We start from the raw sequence: 15,480 nt of genomic DNA, 5'->3' as shown, positions 1-15,480 counted from the left end.
CCGCACCCGCCCAGCCCCGCCAACCCCCGAACCACAAGGGATATCGACCTGCGATGCGCGCCAGTTTCGTCTTCAGCGAGGTACTCACCGGCCTGCGCCGGAACGTCACGATGACCATCGCGATGATCCTCACCACCGCCGTCTCCCTCGCCATGCTCGGCGGTGGTCTGCTCGCCGTCCGGACGCTCGACAAGATGAAGGCCAACTTCATGGCCGACGTCGAGGTTTCGGTCTACCTCACCGACGACATCAGCGCCAACGACAAGGCCTGCACGCAGGGGCTGTGCCAGTCGCTGCGGCAGAAGCTGCAGGGCAGCGCGGGCGTCGAGTCCGTGGTGTTCGAGAACCGTGACCAGGCCTACGACCGCTTCAAGAAGATCTTCGAGAGCCAGCCGGAGCTCGTGGCGCTGACCGGCCCCGAGTCGCTGCCCGCGTCGCTGCACGTGAAGCTGAAGGACCCGGACCGCAGCGAAGTGATCGTCAAGGAGTACACCGGGCAGCCGGGCGTGCGGAAGGTCGACGACCAGAAGAAGTTCCTCGACCGGGTCTTCAACGCCTTCAACGGGGCACGCAACCTCGCGTTCCTCGCCGCGCTGATCATGGCCATCGCCGCGTTGCTGCTGATCGCCAACACCATCCAGGTGTCCGCGTTCACCCGGCGCACCGAGGTCGGCATCATGCGGCTCGTCGGCGCGACCCGCTGGTACACCCAGCTACCGTTCCTGTTGGAGGCGGTGGTCGCCGGCGTGGTCGGTGCGGTCCTCGGCGTCGTCTTCCTGGTCGCGGTGAAGGCGACCTTCCTGGATTCGATCTTCACCGGCGAGGTCCTGCCCAAGATCACGATGCTCGAAGTGCTGTTCCCGGTCGCGCCGATCCTGCTGGCGGTGTCCGTGGTCATCTCCGCGATCACCGGCTACGTCACGCTGCGGCTGTACGTCCGTCACTAGCGCGATAACCACCTGCTCGACCCCGGGAAATCACGTAGAGTCGCCTTATGCCCAAGGAACGTGGCCACAAAGTAGTCGTGTCGAACCGCAAGGCTCGCCACGACTACTCCATCCTGGACACCTACGAATGCGGTCTTGTGCTCCAGGGCACCGAGGTGAAGAGCCTGCGCGAGGGCAAGGCGTCGCTCGCCGACGCCTTCGCCACCGTCGACGACGGCGAGGTGTGGCTGCGTAACGTGCACATTCCCGAGTACACGCAGGGCACGTGGACCAACCACATGCCGCGGCGGACGCGGAAGCTGCTGCTGCACCGGCGTGAGATCGAGAAGCTGATCGGCAAGACCAAGGAAAGCGGTCTGTCGCTGGTCCCGCTGTCGATGTACTTCAAGGACGGCAAGGTCAAGGTCGAAATCGCACTCGCCCGCGGTAAGAAGGCCTACGACAAGCGGCAGTCACTGGCGAAGCGGGACGCGCAGCGCGACATCAGCCGCGCCATGGGCCGCGCGCTCAAGGGCAGGGTCACCGAGTGAGCGAGGGCCCGGAGACCGACGCCGACGTCGCCGGTTGGGTGGCGTCGCTCGGTCTCGACGGGCTCGTCGACCTGCACGTCCACTTCCTGCCGAAGCCGGTGATGGACAAGGTCTGGGCCTACTTCGACCGCGCCGAGCAGCACTACGGCATGCCGTGGCCGGTGCACTACCGGACCACGGAGGACGAGCGGATCGGCACCCTGCGCGGGCTCGGGGTCCGCCGGTTCGCGCCGCTGGTCTACCCGCACAAGCCAGGGATGGCGCAGTGGCTGACGTCCTGGGCGCTGGAGTTCGCCGAGCGGGTGCCGGAGGCGGTGCCCACCGCGACGTTCTATCCCGAGCCGGGTGCGGAGTCCTCAGTGGACGAAGCGTTGCGGGCGGGAGCCCGGTGTTTCAAGGCACACGTCCAGGTCGGTGCCTACGATCCGCGTGACGAACTGCTCGACGCGGTGTGGGGGGTGATCGCCGACGCGGGCGTCCCCGTGGTCGTCCACTGTGGACATGGTCCGTTGCGGGGTGACTTCACCGGGTTGCGGGTCTTCGGTGAGGTGCTGGCCCGGCATCCGAAGCTGACCGCGGTGCTCGCGCACGCGGGGTTCCCGGAGTATGCGGCCGCATTCGACCTCATGGCGAAGTACCCGCGGGTGTACCTGGACACGACGATGGTGGGCGTCCCGTTCAGCGAGCCCGGTGCCCCGCTGCCACCGGACTGGACGGCGCGGCTGGCCGCCTTCGCCGACCGCGTCGTGCTCGGCACGGACTTCCCGAACATCCCGTACTCCTACGCCACACAGCTGCAGGCGATCGCCGGCTGGGCGGCCGACGATCGCCTGGGTGAGCCGTTCCTGCGGGCCGTGCTGCACGACACGCCCGCGCGCCTGCTCAGCGTTTGACCGCGGCCTCCTGCGTGTTCCCGGCGATCACGGTGGCCCTGCCGAGGAACTGGGTGCCCAGCCGCGTCACGGGCACGCGCTTGCCCGCCAGCAGGAACCCGCAGGCCGCGAGCGCCACCCACGGCACCGGCCCGTGCGCGATCCCGTCGCTCAGCGGCGCGAAGCCGTGCGCGGCGAGGCCGAGCAGACCGGCCGAGATGAGCAGACCGGCCAGCACCAGCTGGGGAAGGCGGGCGGTGCTGACCGTCCGGTCGCGCAGCGACTCGAACTGGCTGAACGCGCGCAGCAGGAGGCCGAGCACGGCGGCGCAGCCCGCGACCCACACCGGGGTGATCGCCACCCACTCGATCGAACCGGGCGTGGGCGTCGAGTAGCCGAGGGCGTAGACGGTGATGCCGGAGACGACGATCAGCGCCGGCATGTGCCACAGGTACACGCTCATGAACCGCGGGCCGATCCAGCGCAGGGCGGCGCCCGGCAGGGGACGCGCGGCGAAGCGGGTCAGCTGCGGCCTGAACGCGAGCAGCAGGCCGATCTGGCCGACCGCGAGGAACGCCAGGAGGACGGTGGGCGGGCTCATGTTCGACACCGGTGCGCCCGGCATCCCGATCATGCTGGCCGGGTAGGGGCCGAAGGCGACCATGAGCGCGGTGACGCCGAACCCGGCCGCGGACAGCGCCAGCGCGCCGCGCCTGCCGAGGGAGCCGAGGCCGCCGTCGACGTAGTGGAAGCCGAGCTGGTGCACCGCGACCCAGACGAACACCGCGTTGGCGTAGCCGATCATGCCGAGGTCGTTGAAGCGGGCGACGTCGACGAGTACGCCGGCGGCGGCCATCACGAGCGGGACGCGCAGGCCCCAGCGGCGGTGCGCGGCGACCATGAGCGGGGTGAGCAGGACGATGAGGACGTAGACCGCGAGGAACCACAGCAACTGGGCGGCGATCGCGCTGGCGACCTGCAACGGCTGGTCGGGGACGCCGAGCCCGCGCAGGAGGTCGGGCACCACCAGCCACACCGCGATCAGCGGCAGGACCGGCAGCATGAGCCGCCGGAGCCGGGCGGCGAGCCAGGTGCGCGGGGAATCCGCGCGGCTGAAGGAGATCAGGTTCGCGGCGCCGCCCGCGAAGAAGACCAGCGGCATGACCTGCGACATCCACGTGACGATCCACCAGCCGGGGGTGGCCAGTGCGTTGCCGGTTTCGAGATGTCCGTTCGAGTAGGACAGCACCGGCATGATCCAGTGCTGGGCGATGACGGCGAGGATCGCTCCCGCCCGGATCACGTCGAGGAAGATGTCGCGGCCCCCGCGCGCGGATCGCGGGGTGACCTGCTGGCTTGTGTGCATGCACCAAGCTTGGTCGGCGCGACCTGGGAAAACAGCGGAGCTGACCACCGTATTCGGCTAGGGCTTCCTCCCCGGCCGATGGTGGGGTTTTCTCTACTATCGCGGGATTTCAGGGCTCGCGGATGCTGTCGGGCTCGGAGCGCGACTCCGCCGCGACGCGGTACTCCCAGCCGCTCTCGGTGAGGCCCAGCTCGTAGATCGTCTCGATCTTGGGGCCGCCGTGAAGGTGGATGTGCCGGACGACGGTGCCCGGCACCAGCTCGTCGTCGCCGAGTTCGTGGACGCGGCCGTCCAGCGGTCCGCCGAAGAAGCGGACGCTCTGGGTGGGGCGGCCTGTCATCGCGACTCCTCACTCGGCCGGGGCGACGTCCCGCTCATGGTAGGTGAGTGGAACGGCGGGTTCTGCCGTCGGAACGGGTGACCGCTCGGTCCAGCCTACCGGCGGGGAGAGCGGGGGACCTTTGCTCACGCTGGTTATTTCGGCTAAGCAACGATAGTAAAGGTCCCTTGCTCTCGCCGGGCGGTAGTAAAGGTCCCCCGCTCCTCTCCAGGGTGAGCAAGGGACCTTTACTGCCGCGCGGCGGTCAGCGGCCCAGGTAGGTGAGGACCGCGCGGACCCGGCGGTGTTCCTCCGCGCTGGCTTCCAGGCCGAGTTTCGAGAAGATGTTGCCGATGTGCTTCTCGACGGCGCCGTGCGAGACGACCAGCGAGTTCGCGATCGCGGTGTTCGAGAGGCCCTGCGCCATCAGGCCCAGGACCTCCGACTCGCGCGCGGTGAGCGCGTCGAGCGGGTTCTTACGGCCGCGGGCCATCAGCTGCGCGATGACGTCGGGGTCGATCGCGGTGCCGCCACCGGCGACGCGACGGACCGCGTCCAGGAACTCCGCGACATCCGCGACACGCTCCTTCAGCAGGTAGCCGACCCCGCCGGCGCCGCCGGAGAGCAGTTCGACCGCATAGCTTTCCTCCACATACTGCGAGAGCACCAGCACCGGCAGGCCCGGAACGGCCTTGCGCGCGGCCAGCGCGGCGCGCAGGCCTTCGTCGGTGAACGTCGGCGGCATCCGCACGTCCACGATCGCCAGGTTGGGCCGGTGTTCGGTGACAGCGCCGAGCAGGTCGTCGCCGTTGTCGACCGCGGCGACCGTTTCGATTCCCTCGTCGGCGAGGAGGCGGGTCACTCCGGCCCGCAGAAGTACGGCGTCCTCGGCGATCACTACCCGCATCGGGCCCCCAGATTCATGAGTGAACAGCGAACTCCGCTATTCACTCATGAAACGGCTACCACTCACACGGCAGGTCCGCCCGGATGACGGTCGGGCCGCCCACCGGGCTCACCACGGTGATGACCCCGTCGATCGTCGCGGCCCGGTCGGCCAGTCCGGCGAGCCCGCCGCCCGGCCGCATCTCGGCACCGCCGTGGCCGTTGTCGGTGATTTCGACGATCACGTGCGTGTCGGACCGCCACACCTTCACCCCCGCCTCGGAAGCGCCCGAGTGCTTGGCGATGTTCGTCAGCGTCTCGCCGACGATGAAGTACGCGGTCGTTTCCACCGCCGCCGGCGGCCGCGGTTCGACGTCGACCTGGACGTCCACCGGGATCGGCGACTTCGCCGCCTGCGCGGACAGCGCCGCGTCCAGACCGCGGTCCCCGAGCACCGCCGGGTAGATGCCGCGGGCCAGATCCCGCAGCTCCGACACCGCCAGCTTCGCGTCCGTGTGCGCCTCGTCGATCAGCTCACGCACCGCGGCCGGGTCGTTTTCGAACTTCGACTTGGCCCGTCCCAGGCTCATCGCCACCGCGACGAGCCGCTGCTGTGCCCCGTCGTGCAGGTCGCGCTCGATCCGCCGACGCTCGGCCTCGGCCGCGTCCACACCACGGGCCCGCGATGCCTGAAGGCGTTGCGCCCGCTGCTCCAGCCGCTGCGTCCGGTTCGGCCCGAGCAGCGAAAGCGCCAGCTGACCGTGCAGCCAGCCGATCCACGGGATGACCCAGATCGCCATCGGCAGCAGCACGATCGAGGCCAGCGCGAGCGGGACCTCCACGCACGCCAGCGGGAGCGCCACCATCAGGTAGGCCAGGTCACGCCAGGTCGTCGCGTCGGTCAGCCGGGTCAGCCAGCGCCGCACGAACGACAGGCCGTCGGTCGGCAACCGCTCCACCGGCGGCAGCGGCACCCGCAGCATCTTCTGCGCCCAGCGCCGCTCGACGTCCCCAGACCACCGGACGAAGCTCGTCGTGGCCAGCAGGATCGGGAAGCCGATCCACACCACCACGGTGCTGACACCCACCGCGAACCCCACGACGGCCAGCACGAACTGGAGCAACCGCAGGGGAAAGCTCGCGATCATGTAGAGGATCGCGCGTACCGAACCCGGTCGCGGAACCTCCACCACCGACTGTTCCTCGGTCGTCATCCCGTCACCGTGTTCATCTCTTCGACCTCGTTCCACGCCTTCTCCATCCGGTGCCGCTGCGCCACCGTCGGTCCGAGCAGCGCCTTCGCGAAGCGCGCGTGGAGCCCCGCCAGCGCCTTCGTCAGCGCCACCGACAACGCCACGAACAGAACCCCCAGCGCCGCCCACGGCAACGCGGACACCGTCGAGTCGACGGTGAGCCACCGCAGATCGTAGGACGGGAAGAAGTAGGCGCCATCGGGCAGGAACCGGTAGTAGATCGGCAGCCCGACCAGCCCCAGGCTCGTCGCCCAGAACGTCGTCACGAGGACGAACTCGACCAGGCCCAGCGGGAACAGCAGGAAGAAGTAGGCGATGTCCCGCCAGGTCGACAGGTCCTTGATCCGGGCCTTCCAGCGCTCGACCTGGCGCCCGGGCGGCAGTGGCAGATACGGCAGGTCGATGTAGGTGTCCAGCAGCGCGTACACCCGTGCGCGCTCCATCCGCGCCGCACCGCGCACCGACAACACCACCAACGCCAGGATCGGCAGCCCCACCCACACCACTGCGGTCCCGATCCCCGCCGGGATCAGCCCCACCAGCAGGCTGAACGCGACGATCCCGAGCGGCAGGCTCAGCAGCAGGAACGCCAGCGAACCCCCGAACGCCGGATCGCGGCGGCCGGCCTCCCGGGTAGCCGATGCGGTGACCATGGTGACTCCTCTCCTGGACGAGAACCCCAGCATCCCGTCAACGCGGCCGTCACGACATGGTGCGGGCGGGTATCTCCCAGGTAGGGACAGCCCCACCACCCGCCGGAAACAAACCGCTAGTCAGACGCGTTATGCTGTACAGGTTATGTCCCACACCAAGGGGGTGAACGGTTTCGACTCTGGACGTCGAGTCAGGGGAAGCGTGCCGGTGCAGGCGAGAGACCACCGTAAGCGTCATCGCAAACCAATAAGCGCCAAGGCCAATAGCCAGCGCGACTACGCCCTCGCCGCCTGAGCGAGCGCGTAGTCTGTCGGACCGGGTTTTCCTCCGCCCCGGTTTCCGGCATCAGCTAGGAGGATTACCGGCAGTCCCGGCCACGGGGCCTGTTCGGGAAACCAACAGTGGCTGGGCCCGTCACTTCGGCTTGTTCACGTGACCGGAGGGGCCAAGTAGAGACACTGTGAACTGCGCACGGAGAAGCCCTGAGGAGGCGCTAGAGGACCCGGGTTCAATTCCCGGCACCTCCACAAGTTGGGGGCGGGTGCTCGCTGAGAGCGCTCGCCCCCTTCCTTGTGTCGGATTGCTTGTGGGGGCCCAGCCCCCACACCCCGGCCGGGGGCACGCCCCCGGACCCCCGCCGTGGTTGCGTCCGATGGTTCGTGCCGGTTGGCGGGCGCATTCGGTCCTTCGGTGGGTGTTTCCGCTGGTCACGGTGCAAGTGGTAGCAAAGGTCCCTTGCTTATCCTGGGACGCCGCCGATGCGGGTGGTGAGTTCGGCGGCGGTGGCGGCGACCTCCGCCGCGAGGTCCGGCCAGGTGTGGCCGCAGACCTCGGGTTCGTCCGGGCAGTGGTGGCGCAGGGTGACGCTGATGGCCGCCATCGGCCGCGCGCCGTGATCGAAGACGGGGCAGGCGACGGAGGCGAAGCCGTCGGTGACGTGCCCGTCCTCGACCGACCACCCGAGCCGTTCCTCCTCGGTCAGGGTCCGGCGCAGGTCGGCGAGCGTGCGGGGGCCGCGGTCGGTGCGCAGCACGAACGACGCGGCCGACGGGAACAGCGCGCGCACGTGTGCCGGGGGCAGATGCCGCAGGATCGCGCGGCCGGACGCGGTGAGCTGCCCGGGCAGCCGCACGCCGACGTCGGTCACCAGGGTTTCCGGACGGACCGGGCGTTCCTTGATCAGGTACAGCGATTCGTTGCCGTGCAGGACGCCCAGATGCGCGGTGTGCCCGACCCGGTCGACGAGCTTGCGCAGCAGCGGGCCCGCGAGCCGCTCCAGCGGGTCGTGCCGCAGATAGGCCGAGCCGAGTTCGAAGGCGGCGATCCCGAGCCCGTACCGGCGTTCGCTGGGCAGATGCGCGACGAACCCGGCGGCTTCGAGCTCGTTCAGCAGGTGGTAGGTCGTGGACCGGGGAAGGCCGAGTTCGCGGGCGATGGCGACGGCCGTCACCGGGCCCGCGCGGCCCGCGAGCAGCCGCAGCACGGCCAGTCCGCGCCGCAACGCCGGGACCTCGCTGCTTTCGCCCATCGGCCACCTCCTCCGCGTCGGGCGAAGCAAGGGACCTTTGCTCACGTTGTTTAGCGGAACTAACGGACGATAGCAAAGGTCCCTTGCTCCTCCGGGGAGCGTAGCCGGGGGTGTCTGGGATGTCAGACACAACCACTCGCCGGGGCGGCCCACCAGGCGTCGCGGCGTTGTCCAATGAGGCCATGCCCGACTCCGCACCCTCGCCGCTCCCGGGCGGTGACCCCGCCCGTGTCGTCCTCGGCGTCGAGCCGCTGACCGCCGGACAGTTCGTCGACATCGTCCGCGGGCACGTGCCCGTCACGCTGAGCGACGCGGCCGAGAAGAACCTCGCCGCCACTCGCCAGCACATCGAGAACCTCGCCCACGCCGAGACGCCGACGTACGGCGTTTCGACCGGGTTCGGCGCGCTCGCCACCCGGCACATCCCGCTCGAAAGCCGCACCGCGCTCCAGCGGTCGCTTATCCGCTCTCACGCCGCCGGCGCGGGCCCCGCTGTCGAGACCGAGGTGGTCCGCGCGCTGATGCTGTTGCGCCTGCGCACGCTCGCCAGCGGCTACACCGGGGTCCGCCCGGTCACCGCGCAAACGCTTGCGGCCATGCTCAACGCGGGTATCACGCCGATCGTGCACGAGTACGGCTCGCTCGGCTGCTCGGGCGATCTCGCCCCGCTCGCCGCCATCGCGCTCGCGCTGATGGGCGAGGGCGAGGTCCGCCACGAGGGCGAAACCAAGCCCGCCGCCGAAGCGCTCAAGAGCGCGAACATCGAGCCGATCGTCCTCGCCGAGAAGGAGGGCCTCGCGCTCACCAACGGCACGGACGGCATGCTCGGCATGCTGCTGCTCGCCGCCGCGGATCTGCGCAGGCTCTTCGACGTCGCGGACCTCACCGCCGCCATGAGCGTCGAGGCGCTCCTGGGCACGGATCGCGTGTTCGCCGCCGACCTCCAGGCGCTGCGCCCACACCCCGGCCAGGCCACCAGCGCCGCCCGGATGTTCAAGGCCCTCCAGGATTCGAAGATCGTCGAGAGCCATCGCGGCCCCGACTGCAACCGCGTCCAGGACGCCTACTCGCTGCGCTGCGCGCCCCAGGTGCACGGCGGCGCCCGCGACAGCCTGGCGCACGCCGAACTCGTCGCGGACCGCGAGCTCCGGTCCGCTGTGGACAATCCGGTCGTGCTGGCCGACGGGCGGGTCGAGTCCAACGGCAACTTCCACGGCGCGCCCGTCGCCTACGTGCTCGACTTCCTGGCCATCCCGCTCGCGGACGTCGCCAGCATCGCCGAGCGCCGCACGGACCGGATGCTCGACAAGGCCCGTTCGCACGGCCTGCCGCCGTTCCTCGCGCACGATCCCGGTGTCGACTCCGGGCACATGATCGCCCAGTACACCCAGGCCGCGGTGGTCAGCGAGCTCAAACGCCTCGCCGTGCCCGCCTCGGTCGACTCGATCCCGAGCAGCGCGATGCAGGAGGACCACGTCTCCATGGGCTGGTCGGCCGCGCGCAAGCTGCGCAAGGCCGTCGACGGGCTCACCACCGTGCTCGCGATCGAGCTGCTCACCGCCGCCCGCGCGCTCGACATGCGCGCGCCGCTGGAGCCGTCCCCGGTCACCGGCCGCGTCCGGGACCTGGTGCGCACGCGCGTCGAGGGCCCTGGGCCCGACCGTCATCTGGCGCCGGAAATCGCCGCCGTCGAAGAACTCGTCGCGTCGGGCGCCGTGCTCGCCGCGGCCAGGCTGGAGGTCTGAGCATGTCCCGCACGATCCGCGCCGCACGTGGCACCGGCCGCACCGCCAAGAGCTGGCAGACCGAAGCCGCGCTGCGCATGTTCCACAACAACCTCGACCCGGAGGTCGCCGAGCGCCCCGAGGATCTCGTCGTCTACGGCGGCACCGGCAAGGCGGCCCGCAACTGGGCGAGCTTCGACGCCATCACCCGCGAACTGACCACTTTGGACAATGACGAGACGCTGCTCGTCCAGTCCGGCAAGCCGGTCGGTGTGTTCCGCACGCACGAATGGGCGCCGCGGGTGCTCATCGCGAACTCGAACCTCGTCGGCGACTGGGCGACCTGGCCCGAGTTCCGCCGCCTCGAGGCCCAGGGCCTGACGATGTACGGCCAGATGACCGCCGGGTCCTGGATCTACATCGGCACCCAGGGAATCCTGCAGGGGACCTACGAGACCTTTGCCGCGGTCGCGAAGAAGAAGTTCGGCGGCACCCTGAAGGGCACGCTCACCGTGACCGCCGGGCTCGGCGGCATGGGTGGCGCGCAGCCCCTCGCGGTCACGATGAACGACGGCGTCGCGCTCGTCGTCGAATGCGACCCGCAGCGCGCGCACCGCCGCGTCGAGACGCGCTACCTGGACGAGGTCGCCGACGATCTCGACGACGCCATCGCCCGCGTCACCGCGGCCAAGAGGGAGAAGCGCGCGCTGTCTGTCGGCGTTGTCGGCAACGCCGCCGAGGTGCTGCCGGAGCTGCTGCGCCGTGGTGTCGAGGTCGACATCGTCACCGACCAGACCTCGGCGCACGACCCGCTTTCCTATCTGCCCAAGGGAATTCCGGTCGAGGACTGGCACGACTACGCGGCGAAGAAGCCTGACGAGTTCACCGACCGCTCGCGCGAGTCGATGGCCGACCACGTCGACGCGATGCTCGGCTTCCTCGACCGTGGCGCCGAGGTGTTCGACTACGGCAACTCGCTGCGCGGCGAGGCGAAGCTCGGCGGCTGCGAGCGCGCCTTCGACTTCCCCGGGTTCGTCCCCGCCTACATCCGGCCGCTGTTCTGCGAGGGCAACGGCCCGTTCCGCTGGGCCGCGCTCTCGGGCGACCCGGAGGACATCGCCGCCACCGACCGCGCGATGCTGGAGCTCTTCCCGGAGAACGAATCCCTCGCGCGCTGGATCAAGCTGGCCGGCGAACGCGTTGCCTTCCAGGGACTTCCGGCCCGGATCTGCTGGCTCGGCTACGGCGAGCGGCACCTGGCCGGCCTGCGGTTCAACGAGATGGTCGCCAGCGGCGAGCTCAAGGCGCCGGTCGTCATCGGGCGTGACCACCTCGACTCCGGCAGCGTCGCCTCCCCGTACCGCGAGACCGAGGGCATGGCCGACGGCTCCGACGCCATCGCCGACTGGCCGCTGCTCAACGCGCTGGTCAACACCGCGTCCGGGGCGAGCTGGGTGTCGATCCACCACGGTGGCGGCGTCGGCATGGGCCGGTCGATCCACGCCGGGCAGGTCACGGTCGCCGACGGGACGCTGCTGGCCGCGCAGAAGCTCGAACGCGTGCTCACCAACGACCCGGGCATGGGCGTCATCCGGCACGTCGACGCCGGGTACGAGCGCGCGGCGGAGGTCGCGGACGAGCGGGGCGTTCGTATTCCCGCGAAGGAGAGCTGATGACGGCGAGCGGGCTGCTCGGCGAGCTCACCGGCGTCGGGGCCGACCGCACCCGCGGCGGGTATTCGCGGCATGTCTTCGACGCGCCCGAACGTGAGCTGCGGACGTGGTTCGTCGAACGCGCGCAGCGTCTCGGGCTCGGTGTCGAGACCGACCTCAACGGCAACATCTGGGCCTGGTGGGGCGCGCCGGGCCCGGACGCCGTCGTCACCGGGAGTCACCTCGACTCCGTCCCCGGCGGCGGGGCCTTCGACGGCCCGCTCGGTGTCGCCAGCGCGCTCGCCGCCGTCGAACTCTTGCAGGGCAAGGGTTTTCGTCCCGGTAAGCCGTTCGCGGTCGTGGTCTTCGCGGAGGAGGAGGGCGGCCGGTTCGGCGTGCCCTGCCTCGGCTCGCGGCTGCTCACCGGCACCATCGACGCCGGAAAGGCCCGCGCGCTGCGGGATCCGGACGGGATCACGTTCGCCGAGGCGGCCGCGAAGGCCGGGCTGGATCCCGAGCGGATCGGGCCGGATCCCGAGCGGCTGGGCCGGATCGGGCGGTTCGTGGAACTGCACGTCGAACAGGGCCGTGGACTGGTCGACCTCGGCTCCCCGGTCGCCGTCGGCAGTACGGTGATCGCGCACGGCCGCTGGCGGTTTTCCTTCTCCGGTCAGGGAAACCACGCCGGTGCGACGCTGATCTCCGACCGGCGGGACCCGATGATCCCCGCCGCGGAGACGGTCGTCGCCGCGCGGCGGCTGGCCAGCACCGCCGCCGACGCGCGTGCCACGGTCGGCAGGCTGGTCCCCACCCCGGGTGGCACCAACGTGATCGCGTCCACAGTGGACCTCTGGGTGGATGCGCGGGTCCCCGGCGACACCGGGACGCTCAGCCTGGTCGAGGAGCTCACCGGCGCCGCTCGCGCGGCGGCGGAGGCGGAGGGCTGCCGGGTCGAGATCACCCGGGAGTCCTATTCGGACGATGTGGTCTTCGACGACGCGCTGCGCCGGGACCTCGGGACCTGGCTGGGCAGCCCACCGGAGCTGCCGACGGGGGCGGGGCACGACGCGGCGATCCTCGCCGGATTCGTCCCCTCCGGCATGCTCTACGTGCGGAATCCGACCGGGATCAGTCATTCGCCGGAGGAATTCGCCGAGTCCGCGGACGTCGACGAGGGGGCTCGCGCGCTCGCCGAGGTCCTGGAGAAGATGTCGGCATGACGACGACCTACTGGTGTGCGCGGGCCTGGCTCCCGGACGGCGTCGCCGACGCCGTCCGGATCGAGGTCGCCGACGGGCGGATCACCGAAGTGGCCCCGGATTCTCCCCGTACCGGGACGGTGCTGACCGGGCTCACCCTGCCCGGTTTCGCCAACGGCCATTCGCACGCGTTCCACCGGGCGCTGCGCGGGCGGACCCACCACGAGCGCGGCACGTTCTGGACCTGGCGCGACCGGATGTACTCGCTGGCGGCCCGCCTCGATCCCGACGCCTACTACCGGCTCGCGCGCGGGGTGTACGCGGAGATGGTGCTCACCGGGTACACCAGCGTCGGCGAGTTCCACTATCTGCACCACGCGCCGGGTGGGAAGCCCTACGCCGAGCCGAACGCGATGGGGGAGGCGCTGCGCCGCGCCGCCGCCGACGCCGGGATCCGGTTGACCCTGCTCGACACCTGCTATCTGGCCGGCGGCATCGGCGTCGAACCGGACGAGGTGCAGCAACGGTTTTCCGACGGTTCGGCGGAGAACTGGGCCCGGCGCGTCGCCGGGATGGGCGAGGACGAGCTGTTCCGGGTCGGTGGCGCCATCCACTCGGTGCGCGCCGTCCCGGCCGACCAGCTGTCCGATGTGGACAACGGGACGCCCTCGGCGCGCCCGCTGCACATCCACCTGTCCGAACAGCGCGCGGAGAACGAGCAGTGCCTGTCGGCGTACGGCCGTACGCCGACGACGATCCTGTACGACCACGGCGTGCTCGGCGAGCGGCTGACCGCGGTGCACGCCACGCATCTGACACAGCATGACATCGAACGGCTCGGCGCCGCGCGTGGCCGGGCGTGCTTCTGCCCGACCACCGAGCGCGATCTCGGCGACGGCATCGGCCCCGCCCGCGCGCTGCTCGACGCGGGGGTGCGGCTGTGCGTGGGCAGTGACAGCAACGCCGTCGTCGACGCCTTCGAAGAAACCAGGGCGCTGGAGCTGAACGAGCGTCTGGCGAGTGAGGAGCGCGGCCGCTTCGCCGCGGACGAACTGCTGGCCGCCGCGACGGACCACGGCGCCGTCGGCTGGCCGGAGGTGGGCACGCTGGCGGTGGGCGCGGGCGCCGACCTCGTCACGGTCGGCCTCGGCTCGGTGCGGACCGCCGGGATCGAGCCCTCGGGCGCGATCTTCGCGGCGTCCGGCGCCGACGTGCGGCACGTCGTGGTGGCGGGACGCGAGATCGTCCGCGACGGCGAACACCGACTCATCGAACGTCCGGAAACCGTACTGGCCAAGGAGATCGAGGCACTGTGGCAGTTCTGATCACCGGCATCGGCGAACTCACCACGAACGACGAGGAACGGGGCAAGCTGCACGACGCGGCATTGGTGCTCGACGGTGGCGAGGTCGTCTGGGCAGGCCCCGCGGCGGACGCACCGGACGCCGACGAGCGTGTCGACGTCGAGGGCCGGGCGGTACTGCCGGGCTGGGTGGACAGTCACACGCACCTCGTCTTCGCCGGGGACCGCACCGCCGAGTTCGAGGCCCGGATGGCCGGAAAGCCGTACAGCGCGGGAGGAATCGCGACCACGGTCGGCGCCACGCGCGAGGCTTCGGACGCCGAGCTGGCGGCGAACCTGCGGCGGCACGTCGACGAGGCGGCGCGGCAGGGCACGACGTGCCTGGAGACCAAGACCGGGTACGGGCTGAACGTCGCCGACGAGGCCCGTTCGGCGCGGATCGCCGCCGAGGTGGCCGACGAGGTGACCTTCCTCGGCGCCCACCTCGTCCCGCCCGGCGCCGAGGTCGAGTCCTATGTGGACCTGGTGTGCGGTGACATGCTGGCCGCGGTGGCCGAGCACGTGCGCTGGGCGGACGTCTTCTGCGAGACGGGCGCGTTCGACGAGGCCCAGTCGGCCCGTGTGCTGAGGGCGTCGGCGGAGCGCGGGCTCGGCCTGCGGGTGCACGGCAACCAGCTCGGCGAAGGCCCCGGCGTCCGGCTCGCGGTCGAGCATGGCGCGGCGAGCGTCGATCACTGCACGTACCTGAGTGACGCCGACGTCGAGGCCCTCGCCGCTTCGGACACCGTCGCGACCCTCCTGCCCGCGTGCGATCTGTCGACCCGGCAGGCGCTCGCGCCCGCGCGGCGGCTGCTTGACGCGGGAGCGACGGTCGCGCTGGCCAGCAACGCCAACCCGGGCAGCTCGTACACGACGTCGGTCGCGTTCTGCGTGGCCACGGCCGTGCTGCAGATGCGGATGAGCGTCGAGGAGGCGGTGTGGTCGGCGACCGCCGGGGGAGCGCGCGCGTTGCGGCGGACCGACGTCGGTGTGCTGCGCCCCGGCGCGCGGGCCGACGTGCACGTGCTCGACGCGCCTTCGGTGACGCATCTGGCGTATCGGCCGGGGGTGCCGCTGACGTGGGCGGTGTGGCGGCGGGGCGAGCGGCTTCGCTAGCCACACGCGAGGTGGTGCCCGCCGCACGCGATCTTCCGTTCGCGGCTCGTCCGTGCGCGCGCTTCACCGTTCGCGGGCGGCGGGAGCAAGGGA

Annotated in this window: 14 protein-coding genes and 1 other RNA gene; 9 read left to right on the top strand and 6 right to left on the bottom strand. The window is 70.8% G+C overall.

The window, feature by feature from the left end; genetic code table 11:
- Positions 1-53: 53 nt before the first annotated feature.
- The 3 genes from ftsX to ABD987_RS30440 are packed head-to-tail and all read left to right on the top strand — an operon-like array spanning position 54 to position 2,370.
- Positions 54-947: a permease-like cell division protein FtsX gene (gene ftsX / locus ABD987_RS30450; RefSeq protein WP_345401589.1), complete on the top strand. Its 894-nt coding sequence runs from the start codon at positions 54-56 to the stop codon at positions 945-947.
- A gap of 47 nt (positions 948-994) precedes the next feature.
- Positions 995-1,477 carry an SsrA-binding protein SmpB gene (gene smpB, locus ABD987_RS30445; protein ID WP_345401586.1) on the top strand — a complete coding sequence of 161 codons (483 nt, stop codon included), beginning with the start codon at positions 995-997 and terminating at the stop codon, positions 1,475-1,477.
- Positions 1,474-2,370, top strand: a complete 897-nt coding sequence (locus ABD987_RS30440) for an amidohydrolase family protein (protein ID WP_345401583.1) — start codon at positions 1,474-1,476, stop codon at positions 2,368-2,370. The genes smpB and ABD987_RS30440 overlap by 4 nt, the downstream gene beginning before the upstream one ends.
- Here the strand turns inward: ABD987_RS30440 and ABD987_RS30435 are convergent.
- The 5 genes from ABD987_RS30435 to ABD987_RS30415 all read right to left on the bottom strand — a co-directional run bounded on the left by ABD987_RS30435 (position 2,360) and on the right by ABD987_RS30415 (position 6,825).
- On the bottom strand, positions 2,360-3,715 hold the full coding sequence (locus tag ABD987_RS30435) for an acyltransferase family protein (protein WP_345401580.1): 1,356 nt from the start codon (positions 3,713-3,715) through the stop codon (positions 2,360-2,362). The two genes, ABD987_RS30440 and ABD987_RS30435, sit on opposite strands and share 11 nt — an antisense overlap.
- A gap of 109 nt (positions 3,716-3,824) precedes the next feature.
- The gene (locus ABD987_RS30430; RefSeq protein WP_345401577.1) at positions 3,825-4,055 is read right to left on the bottom strand and encodes a hypothetical protein; all 231 of its coding nucleotides are present in this window, start codon (positions 4,053-4,055) and stop codon (positions 3,825-3,827) included.
- A gap of 244 nt (positions 4,056-4,299) precedes the next feature.
- Positions 4,300-4,941, bottom strand: coding sequence for a response regulator transcription factor (locus ABD987_RS30425; RefSeq protein ID WP_345401574.1), 642 nt, complete (start codon positions 4,939-4,941; stop codon positions 4,300-4,302).
- 55 nt (positions 4,942-4,996) lie between these two features.
- Complete coding sequence (locus tag ABD987_RS30420) at positions 4,997-6,133, bottom strand: sensor histidine kinase (protein WP_345401570.1); 1,137 nt, start codon at positions 6,131-6,133, stop codon at positions 4,997-4,999.
- Positions 6,130-6,825 (bottom strand): sensor domain-containing protein, encoded by a 696-nt coding sequence (locus tag ABD987_RS30415; protein WP_345401567.1) that lies wholly within the window; start codon positions 6,823-6,825, stop codon positions 6,130-6,132. The genes ABD987_RS30420 and ABD987_RS30415 overlap by 4 nt, the downstream gene beginning before the upstream one ends.
- 159 nt (positions 6,826-6,984) lie before the next feature.
- Between ABD987_RS30415 and ssrA the strand changes: the two genes are divergently transcribed.
- Positions 6,985-7,356: a transfer-messenger RNA gene (gene ssrA, locus ABD987_RS30410) on the top strand.
- Positions 7,357-7,565: 209 nt separating this feature from the next.
- Here the strand turns inward: ssrA and ABD987_RS30405 are convergent.
- Positions 7,566-8,354 (bottom strand): IclR family transcriptional regulator, encoded by a 789-nt coding sequence (locus tag ABD987_RS30405; protein ID WP_345401564.1) that lies wholly within the window; start codon positions 8,352-8,354, stop codon positions 7,566-7,568.
- A gap of 182 nt (positions 8,355-8,536) precedes the next feature.
- Between ABD987_RS30405 and hutH the strand changes: the two genes are divergently transcribed.
- The 5 genes from hutH to hutI are packed head-to-tail and all read left to right on the top strand — an operon-like array spanning position 8,537 to position 15,387.
- Positions 8,537-10,099: a histidine ammonia-lyase gene (hutH, locus tag ABD987_RS30400; RefSeq protein ID WP_345401561.1), complete on the top strand. Its 1,563-nt coding sequence runs from the start codon at positions 8,537-8,539 to the stop codon at positions 10,097-10,099.
- A 2-nt stretch (positions 10,100-10,101) separates the two neighbouring features.
- Positions 10,102-11,751: a urocanate hydratase gene (hutU, locus tag ABD987_RS30395; protein ID WP_345401558.1), complete on the top strand. Its 1,650-nt coding sequence runs from the start codon at positions 10,102-10,104 to the stop codon at positions 11,749-11,751.
- Positions 11,751-12,950 carry an allantoate amidohydrolase gene (locus ABD987_RS30390; RefSeq protein WP_345401555.1) on the top strand — a complete coding sequence of 400 codons (1,200 nt, stop codon included), beginning with the start codon at positions 11,751-11,753 and terminating at the stop codon, positions 12,948-12,950. Before hutU ends, ABD987_RS30390 begins: the two co-directional genes overlap by 1 nt.
- A complete protein-coding gene (locus ABD987_RS30385; protein ID WP_345401552.1) occupies positions 12,947-14,254 on the top strand; it encodes a formimidoylglutamate deiminase in 1,308 nt (435 codons plus the stop codon). The genes ABD987_RS30390 and ABD987_RS30385 overlap by 4 nt, the downstream gene beginning before the upstream one ends.
- Positions 14,242-15,387 carry an imidazolonepropionase gene (hutI, locus tag ABD987_RS30380; protein WP_345401549.1) on the top strand — a complete coding sequence of 382 codons (1,146 nt, stop codon included), beginning with the start codon at positions 14,242-14,244 and terminating at the stop codon, positions 15,385-15,387. Before ABD987_RS30385 ends, hutI begins: the two co-directional genes overlap by 13 nt.
- Positions 15,388-15,480 lie beyond the last annotated feature (93 nt).

The organism is Amycolatopsis samaneae, assembly GCF_039541975.1.
GTDB classification, from domain to species: domain Bacteria; phylum Actinomycetota; class Actinomycetes; order Mycobacteriales; family Pseudonocardiaceae; genus Amycolatopsis; species Amycolatopsis samaneae.
This window is presented reverse-complemented; position numbering and strand designations above follow the sequence as displayed.

What these genes read in the sequence shown, in the direction of transcription:
- smpB (WP_345401586.1), top strand. Translation starts at nt 995, where the DNA reads ATGCCCAAGGAACGTGGCCACAAAGTAGTCGTGTCGAACCGCAAGGCT.
- ABD987_RS30425 (WP_345401574.1), bottom strand. Translation starts at nt 4,941, where the DNA reads ATGCGGGTAGTGATCGCCGAGGACGCCGTACTTCTGCGGGCCGGAGTG.
- hutH (WP_345401561.1), top strand. Translation starts at nt 8,537, where the DNA reads ATGCCCGACTCCGCACCCTCGCCGCTCCCGGGCGGTGACCCCGCCCGT.
- ABD987_RS30385 (WP_345401552.1), top strand. Translation starts at nt 12,947, where the DNA reads ATGACGACGACCTACTGGTGTGCGCGGGCCTGGCTCCCGGACGGCGTC.
- ABD987_RS30390 (WP_345401555.1), top strand. Translation starts at nt 11,751, where the DNA reads ATGACGGCGAGCGGGCTGCTCGGCGAGCTCACCGGCGTCGGGGCCGAC.
- ABD987_RS30415 (WP_345401567.1), bottom strand. Translation starts at nt 6,825, where the DNA reads ATGGTCACCGCATCGGCTACCCGGGAGGCCGGCCGCCGCGATCCGGCG.
- ABD987_RS30420 (WP_345401570.1), bottom strand. Translation starts at nt 6,133, where the DNA reads ATGACGACCGAGGAACAGTCGGTGGTGGAGGTTCCGCGACCGGGTTCG.
- ABD987_RS30405 (WP_345401564.1), bottom strand. Translation starts at nt 8,354, where the DNA reads ATGGGCGAAAGCAGCGAGGTCCCGGCGTTGCGGCGCGGACTGGCCGTG.
- ABD987_RS30435 (WP_345401580.1), bottom strand. Translation starts at nt 3,715, where the DNA reads ATGCACACAAGCCAGCAGGTCACCCCGCGATCCGCGCGCGGGGGCCGC.
- hutU (WP_345401558.1), top strand. Translation starts at nt 10,102, where the DNA reads ATGTCCCGCACGATCCGCGCCGCACGTGGCACCGGCCGCACCGCCAAG.
- ABD987_RS30430 (WP_345401577.1), bottom strand. Translation starts at nt 4,055, where the DNA reads ATGACAGGCCGCCCCACCCAGAGCGTCCGCTTCTTCGGCGGACCGCTG.
- ftsX (WP_345401589.1), top strand. Translation starts at nt 54, where the DNA reads ATGCGCGCCAGTTTCGTCTTCAGCGAGGTACTCACCGGCCTGCGCCGG.